This is a genomic window from Streptomyces sp. NPDC001714 (assembly GCF_042892755.1).
Lineage (GTDB): Bacteria > Actinomycetota > Actinomycetes > Streptomycetales > Streptomycetaceae > Streptomyces.
The window spans coordinates 75173-95268 of the sequence record NZ_JBIAUL010000027.1 but is presented as its reverse complement, the minus strand read 5'-3'; the positions used below and the strand labels follow the sequence as shown (position 1 = coordinate 95268).

The following is a 20096-nucleotide window of genomic DNA, read 5'->3' as shown; positions in this document are numbered from 1 at the left end:
CGCTGGAAGGTGCTCACGGACGCACCTCGGGGAATGCTTCCTTCCGGACGTCCTCGATGGCCCGGCTCACGAGTTCGCGGAGCACTGGACAGGGACGCTGAACGAAAACCCAGGACACCAGCGCGGGCTCCCTCGCGGCGACTCTCGCCGTCCCCTTCCTGATGGGAGTCCTCGCCCTGCACACCCTCCTGCCTGGCCTGGCCGGACTCCCGCCGCCACCGCGCCCAGAGAGCATCCGACGCGCCAAGGAGTGGCTCTCACGACGGATGCCACCGGGCGCGACGCACCAGGAGACCGCGCACCAGCCGTCCTTCGCCGTCCAGTTCGACCTGGACGCCGCGCGCGCCGCAGCGCCCTCCTTCGACAAGCTCTGCCGGCACGTGAGATTCCTCGTCACCGGAGAACGCGAACGGCACGACTGACCTCACCAGACCGAGTCGGCCGCTGGACGACCCGGCGGCGTCCGCCACGTTCCTTGACCAAAGCGGGCACCGGGACGTCGGCGACCACACAGCGTGGGCGAGCCATGGCATGGTCGAGGGCGAGACCGCTTGATGACCGCAAACGGATACCGCCCGCATCACCCTGTTTCTGCATCCAAGCAATCGCTGGCAAGGCGGCTCAGCTCCCGCGGGCCGCCGTGGCCTCCGGCGTCTGTGGATGGGGCCTGCGGCGGTGCCGTGGTGATGGAGTAGACGATGTCCCTATGGCGTGGCAGTTTCGGGCTGGGCCTCGCCGGTAGAAGCTGCCTCTTGCCCGGGTGTATCGGCGGCCGTGTAGAACACCGAGGAGCCTTGCTTGGTGCGGTGAACACGGCTCTTGGCCACCAGGTTTTCGAGGGTGGTGCGTACCACCTTCGTGTCGATGGCGCGCTCGGTGTGCGCTTGCCGAAGCGCCTCCGCGATCTCCACGGCGGAGCGCGGCTCACTCTGCTTGACCACATGCTGGTGGATGAGATCCACCAGCTTGGGCTGAGCTGATTTCTCGGCCGTCTTCTTCTTGCCCTGGGGTTCTTGTGCCGGTGCCTTCTTCGCCGGCCGGCGGGCGCCGGATGCCGGGGCGGGTTTCTTCCTGGGGGAGGGCACTACGGCGCTCTCGGTGGGGGCCGGTTCGGGAGCTGTGGTCGGCGCGCCGAGTGCCTGCCGCATGCTGACCAGCACGGCGTGGTCTCGCCGCAGAGTGGTCAACTGCTCTTGCAGTACGGCTAGTTCCTCAGTTACGCGTTCCTGCTCCTTGACGTTGCGGTCGAGGTCGTTGGCCACTTGGCTGATGTACTGCGAAGTCAACTCGGTGGTGTGAGCCGTGCTTTCGGGCATGTCCGTCTCCTCGGGGCGCGACTTGATCGAAGCGTGCGGACACACTGCGTCAGGTTCCGAAAGGAACACCGCCGCTGCGTGCCTCGGTGTAGCGATATTACGGGCGGGAAACCCTGATTTCCCTGTGCAGACGACAAGTTCTGCTCTGGGTGAGCATGGGACGGCAGAAGAGTGCTGCTGACAAATGGCTGGTCATGTGCGCCGCGGGCCGGACCCGGCCGTCGTCTGAGGTGTGATGTGTTCCCAGAGCACCTCGTCGATGTCGCGGAGTTGACGCCATGCAGTCAGCACCCGTAGAGCGCATTGCAGGACCACGCCGTCCACGACGAGGCCGGACGGGACCTGCAGCCACTCGTCGGCCTCGTCGACACCCACGGCACCGACGTCATCCTGGTCGCCGTCGCCCAACTCGTAGACGGACTGCACGCCCAGACCACCGTCTCCACCGCCCACAAAGCCAAAGGACGCGCATGGCCCCGCGTGAAAATCGCCGCGACTTCACCCCACCCAGCCGAAGTGACCAGTACGAGACCGCGGCGGGAACCACACTCCAACCCATCGGCGACAGCGAAGCCCGCCTCGCCTACGTAGCCGTCACCCGCACCCGCCGGCGCCTCTACATCGGCGGACTGGCATGGGTGCACGACCAGCAGTGAGACCAAGAAAGGACCGCCGTGCAGGTCGGCTTCGCCCTGTCGCCGACCATGACGGCGAGCTTCTCGATGTCACCGGAATGTCGGGTGCAGTCCGTGGATGCCTGAGACACGCCCCAGGTGTTGATCCGGCGGACCGGGAGACGGTGCTCGCACTCTTCGCCGAGCGTCTGGAGGAGTACGGAGCCACAGTGCACAGGGCCCGCGGGGCTGACCTGGCGTCCGCCCTGGCCGAGGTGCTGTCCGCCGGGCGTTTCGGCGGATCTCAGATGCTCGCGCAGCTACTGCTGGGTGTCGGCGACGTGCAGCGGTGCTGCGGCTCGGGTGCGGGCTGGTGACGTAGGTGCGTCTCCTCGTCGGACTTCCAGGACCCGGGCCACGGCCAGTGCTGTGACGGTCTCGCGGGCAAGGTTGTGGGAGAGCCCCAGCTGGGATGCCAGTGAGTGTCGGTTCATCCCGTCATCCCTCATCCGAGTGGATCCTTGACGGTTGATGGAACCTCGCCTGGATCCAGAACATGGGATGTATCGAGCGACGGTATTCCCATAATTGGGATGAAACATGCGTGCATCTCTAAGTGGAAGCACTCTTCATCCCAGCACAACGGTTGACATGGTCCGGTCGTATGCAAGAAGTTCATGCCTGACATCCAATGACGACCACCCCTGTCGTCGTTCGACGGGCAGTTCATCGTGCCCATGCACGTACCGACAGCGCCGAGGCGCAGCACCGGTGCCCAACGCGCACCCCTGTGCCCTCCGAATTCCGGGAGTCAGACATGCCGTCAGGAAGCCCGTCCCGCCGTTCCGTGCTGGCCGCCGGCGGTGTCTCAGCCGCGACTGTGGCGCTCCCCGCGCTCTCCGGTTCGCCGGCCGAGGCTGCGAGTGGCTCGACGGGCGGGCTGAGAAGGCTGGTGGACATGCGGTTCGGCATGTTCAACCACTTCAACATGGGGACGTTCACCGACGAGGAGTGGGCCGCGCCCAACCAGGATCCCAAGCTTTTCGCTCCGGTCACCGTGGATTGTGCACAGTGGGCCGGGGCCGCCAGGGCCGCGAAGATGAGCTACGGCGTGCTCACCACCAAACACCACGACGGCTTCTGCCTCTGGCCGAGCAAGTACAACGACTACAACGTCGGCAACAGCGGGTACAAGCAGGACATCGTCGCCCAGTACGTGAAGGCGTTCCGGGCGGCCGGGCTCCGTGTCGGCCTGTACTTCTCCATCTGGGACCGCTCGTACAGCGTCCAGGCGTACGACACCCGGCACGGGGTGGGGGCGGACCAGATCATCGTGCCCGGTGATCTGACGTACGTCCTCAACCAGATCACCGAACTGCTGACGAACTACGGCGAGATCGACATGTTCGTCACGGACGGCTACGGATGGCAGATGGGACAGCAGGCCATCTCGTACCAGCGGATCCGCGAACACGTGAAGTCCCTCCAGCCCGACATCGTCATGATCGACCATGGCGGACTCTCGGTGCCGTTCCTCGGCGACGCGATCTACTTCGAGGAGCCGTTGGGCATCACGGCACCGGAGGGGAACACACACGCCGCCCTACAGGGACAGACGATCAGCAGCGGATGGTTCTGGCATCCCTCGACGCCGACCACCGACCCCGTCAGCAAGGCGTCGATCCTGTCCCATCTGGTCGATCTGGAGCCGAAGTACACCTCGTTCATTCTCAACTGCCCGCCCAACCGCGACGGCAGACTGGACGACAACATCGTGAAGAGACTGGCCGAAGCCGGTAAGGCATGGCGGCCCGACACGTCCCGCCCGCCGCTGCCTGCCCAACTGCCGCGCGCCGAACATCCGGTGACGCCGGTCAGCGCCTACGCCACCGGCTTCCACGACGGTGAAGGCCCCATGAACGCGATCGACGGACTCAGTGACCGGAACTTCGAGACCTGCTGGTCGACATGGAACCTGAGCCTGCCCCACTCGATCACCATCGACCTCGGCGGGGTCTGGAGCGACGTGTCCACGCTTGAGTACCTGCCCAAGCAGTGGAACCGCAACAACTCCACCGACGGCGACATCATCTCGTACAGGATCTCCACCAGTGTCGACGGCATCCGTTTCACGCAGGTGGGGGAGGGCATCTGGGGCGGCAGCCGGGCGCTGAAGGTCCTGGAATGGAGTCCTCGGGACGTGGGGTACGTGCGGATCCAGGTCGAGGAGGGCACCGGTGGCTACGCGAACGTGGGTGGTGTGCGGATCGGAGGCAGGAAGAAGAGGCCGACCCTGGTGTCGCGTGTGCTGCCGGGGGACTCGACGGTGTACCGGCTGGTGAACCGCCTCAGCGGCCAAGTGGCGGACGTTCTCGAAGGGGGCACCGCCAATGGCACCGACGTGCGCCAGCAGCCCTGGCGGAACCAGGAGAGCCAGAAGTGGGCCTTCGCCTCGACCGGCGACGGCTACTACAGGATCCAGGGTGTGGGCAGCGGCAAGGTGCTGGAGGTGGCCGGGCTCTCGCGGGTGAACGGGGGCAACGTCGGCATCTGGTCGGACGACGGTGTCCCCCAGCAGCACTGGGCGGTGACGCCGACCGGCGACGGCTGCTTCTACCTCACCAACAGGCTTTCCGGGCTGGCCCTCAACGTCGCCGACGGGTCGATGGCGGACGGGGCGGACATCAACCAGTGGACCTACTCCCAAGCAGAGCGGCAGCAGTGGCGGATCGTGACCGTGTGACCGGTGCCGGTCCTGTACCCGGGCGGGAGCTCGCCCGGTTTCCTCCCGGTGCCAGTGTCGCGGCGTGATCGACGGGTGGTCTCCGCTTCATGACGTTCCTTCCATGTACCCCTGTTGTAACACTCCGCTACCTTTCGTGGCGCTGCTGCCGTCGTCGTGGGTTCCGATATGAGGGAGGGCCGAGCGGGGCGTCGGCGGCGAGCGGGTCCAGCGGCCGCCACCGGTCCGTTCAGGTGCGGGCGGAGTGCCCCGCGCCCAGGAGCACTGCTGTCGCGCCGGCGGTACCGAGTCTCCGCCTGGCCGACTCGCCGTCGCGACGGGTGCACGCCGGGTCGGTGCGGCACCCCGATGCCGCCTTCCGTCATGACCTCAACGCCCCCACGGTCCGGGGCGCCCTGCGGCGCCCGGGATCGGAGCACTGGGTTCCGACGGATCCTGGTTCGGGGCCCTCCTCGACGCCGGCTCGTGTCCTTGCGCTCGAACTGCGCGCTCGAACTGCTCCCTGTTCCCGCACCGCCCGCGCGTCGGGAGACTGATACGGCAGAACACCGCGCACCCGCAGTTGCGGGCAAGGGCTGGCGCCCTACCGCCGGGCGTCGCCGCGCTGCCACGATGCTCGATCCGGCTGCCCGCCCTACGGTGGTGGCATGGCGGTGATCAACGGCTGGAGGCGGGGAGCGTGGACCGGGATCGGCGTGCTGGAGGCGCTGGGCCCGGCCGGCCTGTTCGTGCTGTCCGTCGTGGGTGCTTCGATCGAACCGCACGAGCACCGGTTCTTGTTGCGGTGGCCTGCCGTGGTGCTGGCGGGCCTCGGCTGCTGCGCCTTGGCCTGGCGACGTCGCCACCCTTTCGGCGTACTGGCCGTCGCAGTCGGCTGCGGGGTGGGCTTTTTGGTGCTCGGGTTCCGGGAGAGTCCGGTGGTGATCAGCCCGGTTCTGGTGTCCGTCTACACCGTGGGCGTGCTGACTGACCGGCGTAGCACGTGGACCGCGGCGGCCGCCTCTGCCGCTGTTCTGGTCGGCACCGCCATCGCGGTCGCCCCTCACTCATGGCTGGACCCCGACAACGCGGCGATGCTGGCGTGGACGGCGCTGCCCGCCGCCGTCGGGGACGGCATGCGCTCACGCCGCGCCTACGTGGCGGCCGTGGAGGAGCGGGCGGAGCATGCGGAACGCACGCGTGAACAGGAGGCGCGGCAGCGGGTGGCGGCCGAACGAGTCCGGATCGCCCGCGAGCTGCACGACATCGTCGCGCACCACATTGCCCTGATCAACGCTCAGGCAGGGGTGGCCGCGCATCTGGTGGAACGGCGGCCGGAACAGATCCTGGCCGCGCTGGAGGGCATCCGGGACACCAGCCGGTCCGCGCTCGACGAGCTACGGGTGACCGTGGGGCTGCTGCGGCAGTCCGGCGATCCGGTGGCCTCGCGGGATCCCGTGCCGGGCCTTGCCCAGGTGCCGGCACTGCTGGCGTCCTTCGAACGCGTCGGCCTGAGGGTCAGCCACGTACGGCGCGGTATCGGCGTACCGCTGGCTCCGGCGGTCGGTCTGGCCGCGTACCGCATCGTGCAGGAGGCTCTGACCAACGTCCGCAAGCACGCCGGGGCCGACCACGCCCGGCTGATCCTGCACTACCTCCCCGAGCGGCTGACGATCACCGTCGAGGACGACGGACGAAGCGCAGGCCAGCCTCCTCCTGCGGGGACGGGGCACGGACTGATCGGGATGCGGGAGCGGGCGGCCACGGTCGGGGGCCGCCTGCACGCGGGACCGCGCCCGGGCGGCGGCTTCTGTGTGACGGCCGACCTGCCGCTGCGCCCCGGCCACATGTTCGACGAAGCTCCGAGGAGAGACGGGCATGACGATTCGCGTGCTGCTTGCTGATGACCAGGCCCTGCTGCGGGGCACTTTCACCATGCTGTTCGATTCCACGGACGACATGGAGACGGTGGGCGAGGCGTCCAACGGGCAGGAAGCGGTGGAACTGGCGCGGGAGCGGCGCCCGGACGTCGTCCTGATGGACATCCGTATGCCGGAGATGGACGGCCTCGACGCCACCCGGCTCATCAGCGAGTCGGAGGATCTCGCGGCGGTGAGGGTCCTCATCCTGACGACCTTCGAGGACGACGAGCACGTTGCCGAGGCGCTGCGCGCGGGTGCGAGCGGATTTCTCGGCAAGGGTGCGCGGCCCGAGGAACTGCTCGAGGCGGTCCGCACGGTCGCCGCCGGCGAGGCGCTGCTGTCGCCGGCGGCCACCCGAGCGCTGATCAGACGCTTCCTGTCGCAGCCGGAACCGTACCCGGCGGGAGTGCACAAGCGGCTGGAGTCCCTGACGCGAAGGGAACGCGATGTCATGGGGCTGGTGGCGCTGGGCCTGTCGAACGACGAGATCGCCGAACACTTGTTCGTCAGTCCGCTGACTGCGAAGACCCACGTCAACCGGGCCATGACCAAACTGGCGGCCCGCGACCGCGCCCAGCTCGTGGTCATCGCCTACCAGTGTGGACTGGTCGGTCCGGCGGCCGAACCGGAGCGGCCACACGTGTCCGCGTAGTGGCCGAGGCTCCGTGGCCGGGCACGCCTGTCCCAGCGGTAGACAGGCGTCCCGGATACCGCGGCCGTGGTAGCCGGGAATCGCTTCGGGAGGACGACGCGCGAGGGGCCGTCTTCGGGCGATGGTGAGAGGGAGAACGGAGGTCTCACCATGACCGAAGCCCACAGCCCGGCCAAGAGGTACGACAGGACGGCCCTCGACGAGATGCCCTCCATCGCTGAAAGGGAGAAAACGGCAGCCCCGGACAAGACCGACCGCTTCACGGCCGTGGCACCGCACCTGTCCCTTCTCCGCGACTCCCTGGCCCGCGACGCCGACCGGGACCGGCGCCGGTACCGCTACGGCAAAACGGTGCACGGCCACGTGGCACCTCGTCGGCGCAGACCAGGCCGTACGGCCGTGGCCGGTGGCCTCACCCTTGCCCAATGGATCAGCAGGACCGCGACCGTCAGATGACCGCGTCGCCCCGGCGGACGGGAGACCGTAGTGCCACCCACGAAGCCTGCTCCGCGCGGACGACCGCGGTGCGGACCGCAGCAGCACCCACTCCCGCACCCGGAGCCAGGAGAGAGCCGACAGCCGCATCCTCCTGCTCATCCGCCGCGAAGTGCAGCGGCGTCCACCCTCGGCGACTCTCACGGCTCGAGCCCTGAACCTCGTCCGTCATGCCAGCCATCATCACGACGGCTTGACGAAGGACGTAGCGGCACACCCGGCTCCGCCTCCGCCACAGCGCGGCCGAGAGCCTGCCGGTGTCACCCGAGGACATGCGCCGGAGGGCGGCGGACGCCATTGAATCGGAGGCGGCCGGGCCATCGCACTCGGGGCTCCTGCTCCGGTGCGTCGCGTCCGGGCGGAGGCGACGAAACCCGGTAGCGGCCTTCCGTGTGCTCGTAGCGGCGGTGGAACTCCGCGGAGTCGGGTACGCCGATCCGCAGAGGCCGACTGCCGGTACGGCTTCCCATGCCCCGATGACGGGAGCGGGGACCAGCCCGCGCCCGGAGAATGCGCTCACTCACCCATATTCTGCTCGGCCGGAACATCGCGACGGGGAAGTTCTGGTGGAACACGTTGTCGGGATCGATCTGCTTCTTGATGCCGCGGAGCCGTTGGAGCGTCGTGCCGGGGAAAGCCTCGGCGAGTCGTTCCGGCGTGAAAGCCGACTCGAAGCTGAGGTACAGACCGTCGAGCGAAGGGTGCACCGCTGCCCAGGCATCGTCGAATTCCTGAGACGCGTACGGTGCCACGGCCGTGATCGAGAAATTCTGATGCCGATGAGCATAGGCCGTGGCGTCGGCCGGCACATCGTTGATGGCGCCACCCACGGAACGGATCTGCAGCAGCTCGCCGAACCCGGCACGGGCCAGCTCTCCGAGCCGCTCGCTGAGTTTTCCGTCGAGGTGGACGGCCAGGCCGCTGTGTGTGCGGCCACTCTGCTGTCCCCGGTGGGGCGCCCGTGTCGCGGCCACCACGTCGGCATACGGCAGGAGTTCCGCGTGGCGTCCGACTACCGGCGCGACACTCAGGAAGGGGGCCAGGCCACGTCCGGCCGCGGTCGGATCGTCCCCGGCACGGACCACGGTTGCCAGGGCGAACACCCCCGCACTGCCTACGGCGACGCCATGGTGCGCGGCGGAGCCGATCCTGAGCGCACGGCCTACCTCCGGAGCCTGGTCGAGAGGTGTCCTGTCCCACTTTCGTGTCCAGTTCCACGACTGCCTCTACACGCGGGCGGATGCGCTCTTCGAGCTCACCGACGCGGTGCTGTGCGCGGACGGCGCGGTGACGTCGCTCAGTCGTTCAGGCCGCTCGATCACGTTCCGCGGCCAGGTCGAGAGCCACGTCGGTGATCATGTCCTCCTGCCCGCCGACCATCTTGCGACGGCCCACCTCGACCAGGATGCTGCGCGTGTCGAGGCCGTGGCGCTCGGCGGCGGTCTCGGCGTGGCGCAGGAAGCTTGAGTACACCCCCGCGTAGCCGAGGCTGAGCGTCTCGCGGTCGACCCGCACCTCGCGGTCCTGCAGGGGGCGTACGAGATCGTCGGCCGCGTCCATCAGCGGGTACAGCTCGCAGCCGTGCTTCCAGCCCATCAGGTCGGCGACCGCGATGAACGCCTCCAGCGGGCAGTTGCCCGCGCCGGCGCCCTGTCCGGCCAGCGAGGCGTCGACACGGGTGACGCCGTTCTCCACGGCGACCACGCTGTTGGCCACACCGAGGGCGAGGTTGTGATGGGCGTGGATACCCAACTCCGTCGCGGGATCGAGGACTTCACGGTAGGCGCGGAAGCGGTCGCGGACGCTGTCCATGGTGAGACGGCCACCGGAGTCGGTGACGTAGACGCAGTGGGCGCCGTACGACTCCATCAGCTTGGCCTGGCGGGCCAGTTCGGCCGGTTCGGCCATGTGGGACATCATCAGGAACCCGGCGACGTCCATGCCCAACTCCCGCGCGGCGGCGATGTGCTGGGCGGAGATGTCGGCCTCGGTGCAGTGGGTGGCGATGCGCACCGAACGGATGCCGAGGGCGTGGGCCTGCTTGAGGTCGTGGATGGTGCCGATGCCGGGCAACAGGAGCGTCGTCGGGATGGCCTGGGCTACGGCGTCGGTGACGGCCTCGATCCACTCCCAGTCGGTGTGGGCGCCGATGCCGTAGTTGATGCTGGAGCCGGCCAGGCCGTCGCCATGAGCGATCTCGATGGCGGTGACGCCCGCGGAGTCGAGCGCGGCGGCGATGGCACTGGCCTGCTCGATGGAGTAGCGGTGGCGGACGGCGTGCATGCCGTCGCGCAGGGTGACGTCCTGGATGTAGAGCTGCTGGACGGGGGTGGTCATCGCCGGGCTCCCTGGGCAGTGGTGAGGGCGGCCAGGCGCTCGCCGGTGCGCAGGGCGGCGGAGGTCATGATGTCGAGGTTCCCGGCGTACTTGGGGAGGTAGTGGGCGGCGCCCTCCACCTCCAGGAAGACCGAGACGCGCAGGGCCTGCCGGGTGCGCTCCATGGGGGGCAGGAGACCGCGCAGGGGGTCGTCCGCGGCGACCGGCTGGTACTGGACCTGCTGCTTGAGCCGGTATCCGGGCACGTAGGTGCGGACGCGTTCCGCCATTTCCTCGATCGAGGCGGTGATCCGGTCGGTGTCGGCGTCGGAGACGAGGCAGTGGACGGTGTCCCGCATGATCAGCGGGGGCTCGGCCGGGTTGAGGATGATGATCGCCTTGCCTCGCGCCGCGCCGCCGACCTTTCTGATGGCGGCGGACGTGGTCTCGGTGAACTCGTCGATGTTGGCCCGGGTGCCGGGACCGGCCGAGCGGGAGGCGATCGAGGCGACGATCTCGCCGTAGTGGACGGGGGTGACGGCACCCACGGCCGCGACGATGGGGATGGTGGCCTGGCCGCCGCACGTGACCATGTTGACGTTGGGAGCGCCGAGGTGCTCCTCCAGGTTCACGGGCGGTACGACGAAGGGGCCCAGGGCGGCGGGGGTCAGGTCGACGACCCTGCGGCCGTGCTCGCGCAGGACCTCGTTGTGCCGCTGGTGCGCACCCGCGGAGGTGGCGTCGAAGACGATGTCCACCTCGGCGAACTCGTCGAGCTTCACCAGCCCGTCGATGCCCTCGTGGGTGGCCGCCACCTTGAGGCGGCGAGCCCGGGCGAGCCCGTCGGACTCGGGGTCGATGCCGACCATGGCGGCCATTTCCAGGGACTCCGACAACCGCAGCACCTTGATCATCAGATCGGTGCCGATGTTGCCGGAGCCTATGACGGCGACCTTGGTGCGGTTTCCTGCCGTCATGAAGACGCTCCTTCGGCGGAGGCGGCGGGGGCGAAACGGACCGAGACCGAGCCCAGGCCCGTGATGTCGGCGTGGAAGGCCTCACCGGGCTCGGCAACGGCCATCGGCCCGAGCGCGCCGGTCAGGACCACGTCCCCGGCACGCAGCGGGTCGCCCATGGCGGCCAGGGTGGACGCGAGCCAGACGGCGGCGTTGAGCGGGCTGCCCAGGCAGTCGGCCCCGGACCCGGTGGAGACCTCGACGCCGTCGCGCGTCATGCTCATCCGCACGCCCCGCAGGTCCAGGTCCCACAGCTCGCGCAGGGGGCCGCCGAGGACGAACAGACCGCTGGAGGCGTTGTCGGCGACGGTGTCGGTGATGCTGATGTCCCAGTCCTGGACCCGGCTGTCCACGATCTCCAGGGCGGGGAGCGCGAACTCCGTCGCGCGCAGAACGTCCACGACCGTGCAGTCGCGGTGCGGCAGGTCGTTGCCCAGCACCAGGGCGACCTCCGCCTCCACCTTCGGTTGGAGCAGCCGGCCGGCCGGCACCTCGCCGCCGTCGGGCACCGCCATGTCGGCGAAGAGAACACCGAAGTCCGGCTGGCCGACACCGAGTTGGGCCTGCACGGCGGGGGATGTCAGACCGATCTTCCGGCCCACGATCCGGCGTCCCTCGGCGAGAGCACGTTCGGTGTGGATCCGCTGGGCGGCGTAGGCGGCGTCGATGTCGCCGTCGGCGAAGAGCTTGCGTACGGGCGGACAGGGGATTGCGGTGCGCTCGGCCTCGGCGAGCGCCTCCGCGGCCTGCACGGCAGCGGGCGGGGGAGGGGTGGACCCGGACATGTGACTCCTTGGTGCCTGACGAGCGAGCGGCCGCCTCGGCGCGGTGCCCGCGTGGATCCGGTATAGGTCGTGCCGAACCGGTGTGCCAAACTTTGTTCCATGACACGGAACAGCTCTTCGGGGAACATGCTGGAGAAGGCGGTGGCCCTTCTCGACTGCTTCTCCCCTGGTGGTGGCTCGTTTCGGCTGACGGAGCTGGCCAGGGGTGCCGGCCTGAGCAAGACCACGGCGTTCCGGCTCGCGGGAGAGCTGGTGCGCCTCGGACTGCTGGAGCGCGACGGCGACACCTACCGGCTCGGCGGCAGGCTCTTCGAGCTGGGCTCCCTCGTGCCGCGTCGCAGCAGCCTGCGGGAGACCGCCGTGCCCTATCTGCAGGACCTGTTCGAGGCGACCCGCGAGACCGTGCACCTGGGCATCCGTGACGACCATGACGTGGTCTACGTCGAGCGGATCCACGGCCACGGCGCCGTCCAGCTGCCGTCGCGGATCGGCGGTCGGCTTCCCCTCACCTGTACCGGCGTGGGCAAGGCGCTGCTCGCCTTCTCGGAGGGGGAGTTGGTCGACGAGGTGCTGGCCGCTCCCTTGCGGCGGCTGACGTCGTACTCCATCGACGACCCGGTGCTCCTGCGGACGGTCATCGAGCAGGTGCAGGCTTCCGGGATCGCGTACGAGGAGCAGGAGGCGGCCGACGGCATCAGCTGCATCGCCGCTCCGGTCTTCGCCGGCCGGGGCATCGCGGTCGCGGCCATCTCCCTCGCCGTGCCCAGAGGCCGCTTCCGCCCGGCCCAGCTGGCTCCGGCCGTGCGGACGGCCGCACTGGGGCTCTCGCGTGCCCTCCGGGAAGGTGTCTGACAGCCCCAGTCGGTGTTCACGGCACGAGGACCAGCTTGGTGTTCGGGCTCGTGCCCTGGCGCTTCCACGCCTCGGCGACCTGCTCCAGGGGCAACTGCTCGAACTCGGGCGTGATGTCGCCGGCGACGACGTGCTCGGCGAGCCGGGCGTGGGCCTCCTGGCGGAGTTCCGCGGAGGGCAGGTCGGCGGCGTAGGTGAGCAGGTCCCGTCCCTTGAGGACCTTGCCGGGCACCTCGACGTTGCGGCCCGCGCGCATCCCGACGTTCACCAGTCGGCCGCCGGGGCGGATCGTCGGCAGGGTCGCGACCATCGGGGCGCCGTACAGCATGTCCACCACCAGGTCGAACCCGCCCTGGCTCGCCTCGCGGAGCGCGGCCTGGTAGTCGCCGTCGAGACGCACCACCTCGTCCGCACCGCGGTCCTTGAGCGCGTCGAGCGCTGCCGCGTTGCGGCCCGCCGCGACCACCCGGCCGGCGCCGAGAACCTTCGCCGCCTGTACCGCGATCTGTCCGACGCTGCCCGTGGCCCCGAGCGGCGAGAGAAGACCGGGCGGGGTCCCGGCAAGCGGTCCGGCAGAGGTGTCGGCCGACGGGCTGTGATCAGGGGCGCGCGGGAGGACAGACGGCGGAACAGGTGTGGCAGTAGTCGACTTGCCGGCGGATGATCAGCCGCACGCCGGGACGCATACCGTGCGGTGCCGCGTCGGATACGTGCATCAGGGCCTCCACCCGTCAGAAACGGATCGGTTCACCGTACGTCTCCCGCCTCAGTGAGGTCAGGAACAAGCGACGCTGACCACACCGTTCCCACCGCCGCGTCAGCGCAGCGGGACCGTGGGCCACAGCGGCTCCGTGGCCCGTTCCTCGGCGGCGCGCAGGACCCGCAGGACGTTCCGGCCCGTCAGGGCCTCCAGCTCGGGTCGGGACCAGCCGCGGTCGGCGAGTTCGCGCAGCAGGACCGGATAGCCGGAGACGTCGGCGAGGCCGGTCGGCTGGTGGTCCACTCCGTCGTAGTCGCCGCCGAGACCGATGTGGTCCACCCCCGCCACCTCGCGGGCGTGCTCCACGTGGTCGGCGACCTGGTCGACTGTCACCTCGGGACGCGGGTGGGCGTCGAGCCAGCTCTTCAAGCGGGCGTCGAGCGCCGCGCTGAAGGCCTCCGCGTGCTCCTCGGCGACCTCCGCCGGGTCCTCGCCGGGGCGTGGTGCGCGCGGCCAGCTCCAGGGCACGGCCGGCAGACCGAGGCGTACACGTTCGTCCTGGAGTTCCTGGCCCCAGGCAGTGACGTCGGCGGAGACGAAGTACGGCACGAAGGTCAGCTGGATCACGCCCCCGTTGCCGGGGAGCAGCTCCAGCACCTCGTCGCTCACGTTGCGGGGATGGTCGTTGAGCGCTCGTGCCGAGGAGTGGCTGAACAGGACCGGGGCGGTGGACACGGCGAGGGCCGCGCGCTGCGTGGACTCGGCGACGTGGGAGAGGTCGACGAGGACGCCGGTGCGGTTCAGTTCCGCGACGATCGCGCGGCCGGTGTCGTTGAGACCGCCGACTGCCGGCTTGTCGGTGGCCGAGTCGGCCCAGGAGGTGTTGTCGTAGTGGGTGAGGGTCACGTAGCGCACGCCGAGCCGGGCGTAGGAGCGCAGCACCCCGGGCGACTCGGCGAGGCTGTGCCCGCCCTCGACGCCGAGCAGGGAGGCGGTGCGCCCGTCGCCGAAGGCCCGCTCGACGTCGGCCGCCGTGTAGGCGATCCGCAGGGTGTCGGGGTAGCGGGCGGCGAGCCGGTAGACGGCGTCGATCTGCTCCAGGGTGGCCACCACGGCCTCGGGCTCAGGCAGCTTGGAGGAGACGTACACGGACCAGAACTGGGCGCCGACCCCTCCGGCGCGCAGCCGGGGCAGGTCGGTGTGGAGCTCCGGGCGGCCGTCGTCGAGGCCTTCGACGCTGTAACCGGTCCGCGCGCGGAGTGCCACGGGCAGGTCGTTGTGGCCGTCGAAGACGGGTGTGCTGCGCAGTACTTCGTCGATCAGTGTGCCGTCGGTCATGAGCCGGTGACTCCTTCCTCCACGGGGTGCTGCTGACGTCTCGCCTGCCGGACCGGGTCGGGCACGGGCAGGGCGGCGACGAGCCGGCGGGTGTAGTCGTGCTGCGGGCTGCCGAGCACCCGGCCGGTGGGACCCTCCTCGGCGATCCGGCCCCGGTGCAGTACCACCACCCGGTCGGCGACCTGTTCGACCACGGCCAGGTCGTGGCTGACGAACAGCGCCGCGAAGCCCAGCTCCCGCTGGAGCTCGCCGAACAGGTCCAGCACCTTGGCCTGCACGGACACGTCCAACGCGGAGGTCGGCTCGTCCGCGATCAGCAGCCTCGGCCGCAGCGCGAGCGCCCGCGCGAGGCCGGCCCGCTGCCGCTGGCCGCCGCTGAGCTCGTGCGGGTACCGGGACGCGTAGGCGCGGGGCAGGCGCACCGCTTCGAGCAGTGACTCGGCCCGCGCCCGGATCTCCTTCGTGCCGAGCTCCCGCCGGTGCACGAGGAGCGGTTCCGCGATGCTCTCGGCGATCGTCAGCAGCGGGTTGAAACTGGTGGCGGGGTCCTGGAAGACGTAACCGATCCGGCCGGCCGTCCTCGACTTCCGGGACTTCCGTGTCAACGGCTCCCCGAACAGCTCCAGTTGTCCGTCGGTCACCGCGGTCAGCCCGGCGATGGCCCGCCCGATGGTGGTCTTGCCGCTGCCGCTCTCGCCGACCAGCCCGAGCACCTCGCCCGGCCGGATCTCGAAGCTCACCCCGTCCACCGCCCGGAAGCCCTTGCGCCCCAGCCTCCCCGGGTAGTCGACGACCAGGCCGGAGGCCCGCACGACATGCTGTGCCCCGACGTCCGCCGTCTCAGGCCCGGCGCGTCCGCCGGTACCGAAGTCCGGGACGGCGGCGAGGAGTGTCCGGGTGTACGGGTGTGCGGGCGCCGCGAACAGATCACGTACCGGTGCCTGTTCCACCACCTGTCCCGCACGCATCACAGCCACCCGGTCGGCGAGGTCTGCGACGACCCCCATGTTGTGGGTGATGAGCAGCACGGCGGTGCCGAAGTCGGTGCGGCAGCGGTGGAGCAGTTCCAGGATCTCCGCTTGGACCGTGACGTCCAGGGCGGTGGTGGGCTCGTCGGCGACGATGAGCCGGGTGCCCAGGGCGAGGGCCATGGCGATGACGGCGCGCTGCTTCTGGCCGCCGGACAGTTGGTGCGGATAGTGGTCGACGCGGGTGGCCGGGTCGGGGATGCCGACCTTGTCGAGCCAGTCCACGGCGAGTGCCCGCCGTTCGGCCTTGCTGCCGCCGCGTCCGTGGGCGCGCAGGCCCTCGGTGAGCTGCCAGCCGATGGTGAAGACGGGGTTCAGCGCGGTGGAGGGCTCCTGGAAGACCATCGCGGCATGCGTTCCGCGCAGGGCGCGCAGCCGGGCCGCGGGCGCGGTGAGCACGTCCTCCTCGGGCTCCGAGGCGCCGTCGCCGAGCAGGACACGGCCGCGGACGGTCGCGGTGTCGGGCAGCAGGCCGAGGACCGAGCGTGCGGTGACGGTCTTGCCGCTGCCGCTCTCGCCGACCAGGGCCAGCACCTCGCCGGGGGCGACGGAAAGGCTGACTCCGCGGACGGCGGGCACCGCGCCGGTGTCGGTGGCGAAGTCGACGTGCAGGTCCTCGATGCGCAGCAGGTCAGTCATCGTCCCCGCCTCCGTCCGTGGGAAGGGTGGGGGCACCTGTCCGGCGCCGCAGTCGTGGGTCGGCCAGGTCGGTGAGGCCCTCGCCGAGCAGGGTCGTGCCCAGGACCGTGAGCACGATGCCCAGGCCGGGCGGGATCGCCGTCCACCAGATACCCGAAGTGACGTCGGCGACCGCGCGGTTGAGGTCGTAACCCCACTCCGCGGCGGAGTTGGGCTCGATGCCGAAGCCGAGGAAGCCGAGGCCGGCAAGGGTGAGGATGGCCTCCGACGCGTTGATCGTGAAGATCAACGGGAGGGTGCGCACAGAGTTGCGCAGCACGTGTCGGGTCATGATGCGCCATGGCCCGGTGCCGATCACGCGGGCCGCGTCGACGAACGGCTCGGCCTTCACCCGGATCACCTCGGACCGCACGACCCGGAAGTACTGCGGTATGAAGGACACGGCGACCGAGCAGGCGGCCGCGCCGAGACCTCCGACGAGGCTCGACCGGCCGCCGCTGATCACGAGTGACATGAGGATGGCGAGCAGCAGCGGCGGGAACGCGTACAGCGCGTCGGCCAGCCCGACCAGCAGCCGGTCCAGCTTTCCGCCGAGGTAGCCGGAGACCAGTCCGAGCACGGTACCCGGCACCACCGACAGCAGCAGCGCGGTCACGATGATCAGCAGTGCGGTCCGCGCGCCCCAGACCGTCCGGGACAGGACGTCGTACCCGGCGATGGTGGTGCCCAGCGGATGGGCGCCGCTCGGATGCTGCTGGGAGCCGAACAGGCCACTCCCGTCCCGGAGTTGGGCGTAACCGTGCGGGACGAGCAACGGCCCCAGCAGCGCGGTGAGGACGAACAGCCCGGTCAGGACCAGGCCGGTGAGCAGCATGGCCCGCTGCACTCCCGCGCCGGTCCGCAGCCGTAGTGGCAGCCGTAGTGGCAGCCGTCGTACCAGAACCAGCGCCATGACTCAGTACCTCACTCGCGGGTCGATCAGCGCGGCGACGACGTCGACGAGGAAGTTCGTCACCGCCACGACGACGGCGAACAGGGCCACGATGCCCTGCACCGCCGGGAAGTCACGGACCGTCAGGTAGTGCGCCAGCTCGTAGCCGAGGCCCTTCCACTCGAAGGTCGTCTCGGTGAGCACCGCCCCGCCGAGCAGCCCGGCGACCTGAAGCCCCAGTACGGTGACGACGGGGATCAGCGCGGGCCGGGTGGCGTGCCGGGTGACCAGGCGCAGCGGGGCCACGCCCCGGGAGCGGGCGGCCTCGACGTACTCCGCGGAGAGCGTGCCGATCAGGTTGGTGCGCACCAGCCTGAGCAGCACGCCGGCCACCAGCAGGCCCAGGGCCACCCCGGGCAGCACGGCGTGCCGGAGCACGTCCGTGATCGCCGTGCCGTCGCCGCTGCGCAGGGCGTCGATCAGGTACAGGCCGGTCGTGCTGGTCTGGTCCTGGAGGAAGAGCTGGACGCCGGTGCTCGCCCGGCCCGACGCGGGCAGCCAGCCGAGGCAGATCGCGAACACCAGTTTCAGCAGCAGGCCGACGAAGAACACGGGTGTCGCGTAGGTCAGGATCGCGAACAGGCGCAGGAGCGCGTCGGGCGCCCGGTCGCGGTAGGAGGCCGCCACCATGCCCAGCGGGACGCCGATCACCAGGGCCACCAGCAGTGCGTAGCAGGCGAGTTCGACGGTCGCGGCGCCGTAGGTGCCGAGGACGTGCGTCACCGGCTGGTTGTCGGTGACCGTGCGGCCGAAGTCGCCGGTGGCCAGCGAACGCAGGTACTCCAGGTACTGGGTGAGCAACGGCCGGTCGTAGCCCGCCTGGTGGAGCTTGGCCTGGAGCTGGTCCGGGGTGAGGCGGTCGCCGAAGGCGGCGCTGATCGGGTCGCCCGTCAGCCGCATCAGGAAGAAGACCAGGCTGACCAGGATCAGCACGGTGGGGATGATGAGGAGGAAACGGACCACCAGGTAGCGGGCGAATCCGAGCCCGGCGGCGCCGTCGGCCGGGGTGCCGACGGCGCCGGGGGTCTCCTGTGTCAGAGCGCTCACTTCTTCGAGAGCCCCGCCCAGCGGAACTGGTACGTCGCGTCCAGTTCGGCCGGCACACCGCTGACGTCGCTGCGGGTGACGATGGCGGTGGAGCCCTGGAGCAGCGGCAGCAGCGGCACCTGCGCGGCGGCCCTGTCCTGCGCCTGCTTCAGCAGCCCGGTCCGCTTCGCGGCGTCCGTCTCGGTCTCCTCCTTCTTGATCAGCGCGCGCACGGCGGGGTCGTCGTAGCCGTTGGCGACCCAGCTGTTGGCCGAGTAGAAGGGCGAGAGGTAGTTGTCGGCGTCGAGGTAGTCGGCGTACCAGCCGAGCTGGTAGAGCGGGTAGAGGTGCTTGACGCGGTCCTTGCCGTACTGCGTCCACTCGGTGGACTGCAGGTTCACCTTGAACAGCCCGGTGGCCTCCAGCTGGGACTTGATCAGCGCGTACTCGTCGGCCGAGGACGAGCCGTAGTGGTCGCTGTTGTACTGGAGGTTGAGCGTGACCGGGGTGCTCACCTTCGCCGCCTTCAGCCGGGCTGCCGCGGCCGCCTTGTCGGGGCCGCCCTTCTTGTCGCCGTAGAGCGACTTGAAAGAGGGGGTGGCGCCGGTCAGGCCGTCCGGGACGGAGCTGTAGAGCGGCTGGTAGGTGTTCTTGTAGACCTGCTGGGCGAGTTGGGACCGGTCGACCGAGTCCGCGACCGCCTGCCGGACGGCGAGGGCCTTCTTCGCGTCGGCGTTCTTCGTCCTGGTGCCGTACGGCTGGGTGGCGAGGTCGAAGACGATGTAGCGGATGCCGTTGCCGGAGCCGGTGTGGACCTTGACGCCCTTCTGCTTGCCGAGGTCGTCCAGGTCGGCCGTGGTGAGCGTGCGGTAGACGGCGTCGATGGTGCCCTGCTGGACGTCGAGCTTCAGGTTGCCGGCGTCCGTGTAGTACTTGAGCTGGACGTTCTTGGTCTTCGGCGTGCCCAGCCGGCCCTTGTACGCCGCGTTGGCGGCGAAGGACACCAGCGAGTTCTTGTCGTAGCTCTTGATGCCGTACGGCCCGTTCCACGGCTTGGCCGTGACGATCGACTTGTCGTCGAGGATCTTGTCCGCGGGGAACACCTGCTCGTCCACGATGTAGCCGGCGGCCGTGGACAGCACCTGCGGGAACAGCGTGTCGTTGGCCGACTTGAGGGTGAAGACGACCGTGGTCGGGTCCGGGGCGGAGACCGAGGCGAGGTTGTACAGCAGTGACGACGGGCCGTTCTCGTCGGCGATCTTCAGGTCCCGGTCGAAGCTGAACTTTACGTCCGAGGAAGTCAGTTGGTGGCCGTTGGCGAACTTCAGGCCCTTCTGCAGGGTGACCGTGTACTCCTTGGGCCCGGTCAACTCGATCCCGCCGGCCAGGTCAGGGGAGACGTCCGCCGAGCCGTTCTTCTGGCTGAGCAGGGTCGCGTAGACCTCGCTCTCGACGGTGCCGGAGCCGGCGTCCCACGCACCGGCCGGGTCGAGGCTGGTGACCTGGTCGGTCGTGCCGACGGTGATCGCTGAGCCGGAGCTCGCGGTGCTGCCGTCCTTGCTGCTGGTGCAGCCGGTCAGGGCCACCAGGAACGCCGTGCCGAGGGAGATCGCGCCCAGGCCGGGGCGGCGGGGTCTGCCCGGCGTCCGGCCGGTGTGAAGTGCCATCAGGAGTCTCTGCTTCC

The 20096-nt window shown here is 69.8% G+C and carries 18 protein-coding genes and 2 pseudogenes; 8 read left to right on the top strand and 12 right to left on the bottom strand.

Annotation, left to right across the window (positions count from 1 at the left end):
* Positions 1–161 precede the first annotated feature (161 nt).
* Positions 162–422, top strand: a complete 261-nt coding sequence (locus ACFY0P_RS45210; RefSeq protein ID WP_388927824.1) for a hypothetical protein — start codon at positions 162–164, stop codon at positions 420–422.
* A 282-nt stretch (positions 423–704) separates the two neighbouring features.
* Here the strand turns inward: ACFY0P_RS45210 and ACFY0P_RS45205 are convergent, their stop codons facing one another.
* Positions 705–1316 carry a hypothetical protein gene (locus ACFY0P_RS45205; RefSeq protein WP_388927822.1) on the bottom strand — a complete coding sequence of 204 codons (612 nt, stop codon included), beginning with the start codon at positions 1314–1316 and terminating at the stop codon, positions 705–707.
* Between the two features lie 303 nt (positions 1317–1619).
* Here ACFY0P_RS45205 and ACFY0P_RS45200 point away from each other — a divergent pair.
* Positions 1620–1972: pseudogene (locus ACFY0P_RS45200) on the top strand (3'-5' exonuclease); the annotation flags it as partial.
* Between the two features lie 143 nt (positions 1973–2115).
* Positions 2116–2307: a hypothetical protein gene (locus tag ACFY0P_RS45195; RefSeq protein ID WP_388927850.1), complete on the top strand. Its 192-nt coding sequence runs from the start codon at positions 2116–2118 to the stop codon at positions 2305–2307.
* On the opposite strand, the pseudogene ACFY0P_RS45190 reads toward ACFY0P_RS45195, so the two are convergent.
* Positions 2288–2409, bottom strand: a pseudogene (locus ACFY0P_RS45190) (GntR family transcriptional regulator); the annotation flags it as partial. The gene ACFY0P_RS45195 and the pseudogene ACFY0P_RS45190 overlap by 20 nt on opposite strands.
* Positions 2410–2747: 338 nt before the next feature.
* Between ACFY0P_RS45190 and ACFY0P_RS45185 the strand changes: the two are divergent.
* The 4 genes from ACFY0P_RS45185 (at position 2748) to ACFY0P_RS45170 (ending at position 7682) form a co-directional block, all read left to right on the top strand.
* A complete protein-coding gene (locus ACFY0P_RS45185; RefSeq protein ID WP_388927819.1) occupies positions 2748–4673 on the top strand; it encodes an alpha-L-fucosidase in 1926 nt (641 codons plus the stop codon).
* A 647-nt stretch (positions 4674–5320) separates the two neighbouring features.
* Complete coding sequence (locus tag ACFY0P_RS45180; protein WP_388927816.1) at positions 5321–6556, top strand: sensor histidine kinase; 1236 nt, start codon at positions 5321–5323, stop codon at positions 6554–6556.
* Positions 6531–7226 (top strand): response regulator, encoded by a 696-nt coding sequence (locus ACFY0P_RS45175; protein WP_388927813.1) that lies wholly within the window; start codon positions 6531–6533, stop codon positions 7224–7226. The genes ACFY0P_RS45180 and ACFY0P_RS45175 overlap by 26 nt, the downstream gene beginning before the upstream one ends.
* A gap of 150 nt (positions 7227–7376) precedes the next feature.
* Positions 7377–7682: a hypothetical protein gene (locus ACFY0P_RS45170; RefSeq protein WP_388927810.1), complete on the top strand. Its 306-nt coding sequence runs from the start codon at positions 7377–7379 to the stop codon at positions 7680–7682.
* A gap of 299 nt (positions 7683–7981) precedes the next feature.
* Here the strand turns inward: ACFY0P_RS45170 and ACFY0P_RS45165 are convergent, their stop codons facing one another.
* The 4 genes from ACFY0P_RS45165 to mhpD form a co-directional block, all read right to left on the bottom strand.
* Entirely contained in the window at positions 7982–8824 is an 843-nt protein-coding gene (locus ACFY0P_RS45165; RefSeq protein WP_388927807.1) for a BBE domain-containing protein, read from the bottom strand.
* Between the two features lie 202 nt (positions 8825–9026).
* A complete protein-coding gene (gene dmpG / locus ACFY0P_RS45160) occupies positions 9027–10058 on the bottom strand; it encodes a 4-hydroxy-2-oxovalerate aldolase (RefSeq protein ID WP_388927804.1) in 1032 nt (343 codons plus the stop codon).
* Positions 10055–11014, bottom strand: a complete 960-nt coding sequence (locus ACFY0P_RS45155; RefSeq protein WP_388927801.1) for an acetaldehyde dehydrogenase (acetylating) — start codon at positions 11012–11014, stop codon at positions 10055–10057. The genes dmpG and ACFY0P_RS45155 overlap by 4 nt, the downstream gene beginning before the upstream one ends.
* On the bottom strand, positions 11011–11838 hold the full coding sequence (gene mhpD / locus ACFY0P_RS45150) for a 2-keto-4-pentenoate hydratase (RefSeq protein ID WP_388927798.1): 828 nt from the start codon (positions 11836–11838) through the stop codon (positions 11011–11013). Before mhpD ends, ACFY0P_RS45155 begins: the two co-directional genes overlap by 4 nt.
* Positions 11839–11964: 126 nt before the next feature.
* Here mhpD and ACFY0P_RS45145 point away from each other — a divergent pair, with 126 nt between their 5' ends.
* The gene (locus ACFY0P_RS45145) at positions 11965–12690 is read left to right on the top strand and encodes an IclR family transcriptional regulator (protein ID WP_388927848.1); all 726 of its coding nucleotides are present in this window, start codon (positions 11965–11967) and stop codon (positions 12688–12690) included.
* Positions 12691–12706: 16 nt separating this feature from the next.
* Here ACFY0P_RS45145 and ACFY0P_RS45140 read toward each other — a convergent pair whose 3' ends face one another.
* The 6 genes from ACFY0P_RS45140 to ACFY0P_RS45115 form a co-directional block, all read right to left on the bottom strand.
* On the bottom strand, positions 12707–13195 hold the full coding sequence (locus ACFY0P_RS45140) for a zinc-binding dehydrogenase (RefSeq protein ID WP_388927846.1): 489 nt from the start codon (positions 13193–13195) through the stop codon (positions 12707–12709).
* A 312-nt stretch (positions 13196–13507) separates the two neighbouring features.
* Positions 13508–14728, bottom strand: coding sequence for a dipeptidase (locus tag ACFY0P_RS45135; RefSeq protein ID WP_388927795.1), 1221 nt, complete (start codon positions 14726–14728; stop codon positions 13508–13510).
* A complete protein-coding gene (locus ACFY0P_RS45130; RefSeq protein ID WP_388927792.1) occupies positions 14725–16395 on the bottom strand; it encodes an ABC transporter ATP-binding protein in 1671 nt (556 codons plus the stop codon). Before ACFY0P_RS45130 ends, ACFY0P_RS45135 begins: the two co-directional genes overlap by 4 nt.
* Positions 16388–17347, bottom strand: coding sequence for an ABC transporter permease (locus ACFY0P_RS45125; RefSeq protein ID WP_388927789.1), 960 nt, complete (start codon positions 17345–17347; stop codon positions 16388–16390). Before ACFY0P_RS45125 ends, ACFY0P_RS45130 begins: the two co-directional genes overlap by 8 nt.
* 3 nt (positions 17348–17350) lie before the next feature.
* Entirely contained in the window at positions 17351–18433 is a 1083-nt protein-coding gene (locus tag ACFY0P_RS45120; protein WP_388927786.1) for an ABC transporter permease, read from the bottom strand.
* Positions 18430–20079, bottom strand: a complete 1650-nt coding sequence (locus tag ACFY0P_RS45115; RefSeq protein ID WP_388927783.1) for an ABC transporter substrate-binding protein — start codon at positions 20077–20079, stop codon at positions 18430–18432. The genes ACFY0P_RS45120 and ACFY0P_RS45115 overlap by 4 nt, the downstream gene beginning before the upstream one ends.
* Positions 20080–20096 lie beyond the last annotated feature (17 nt).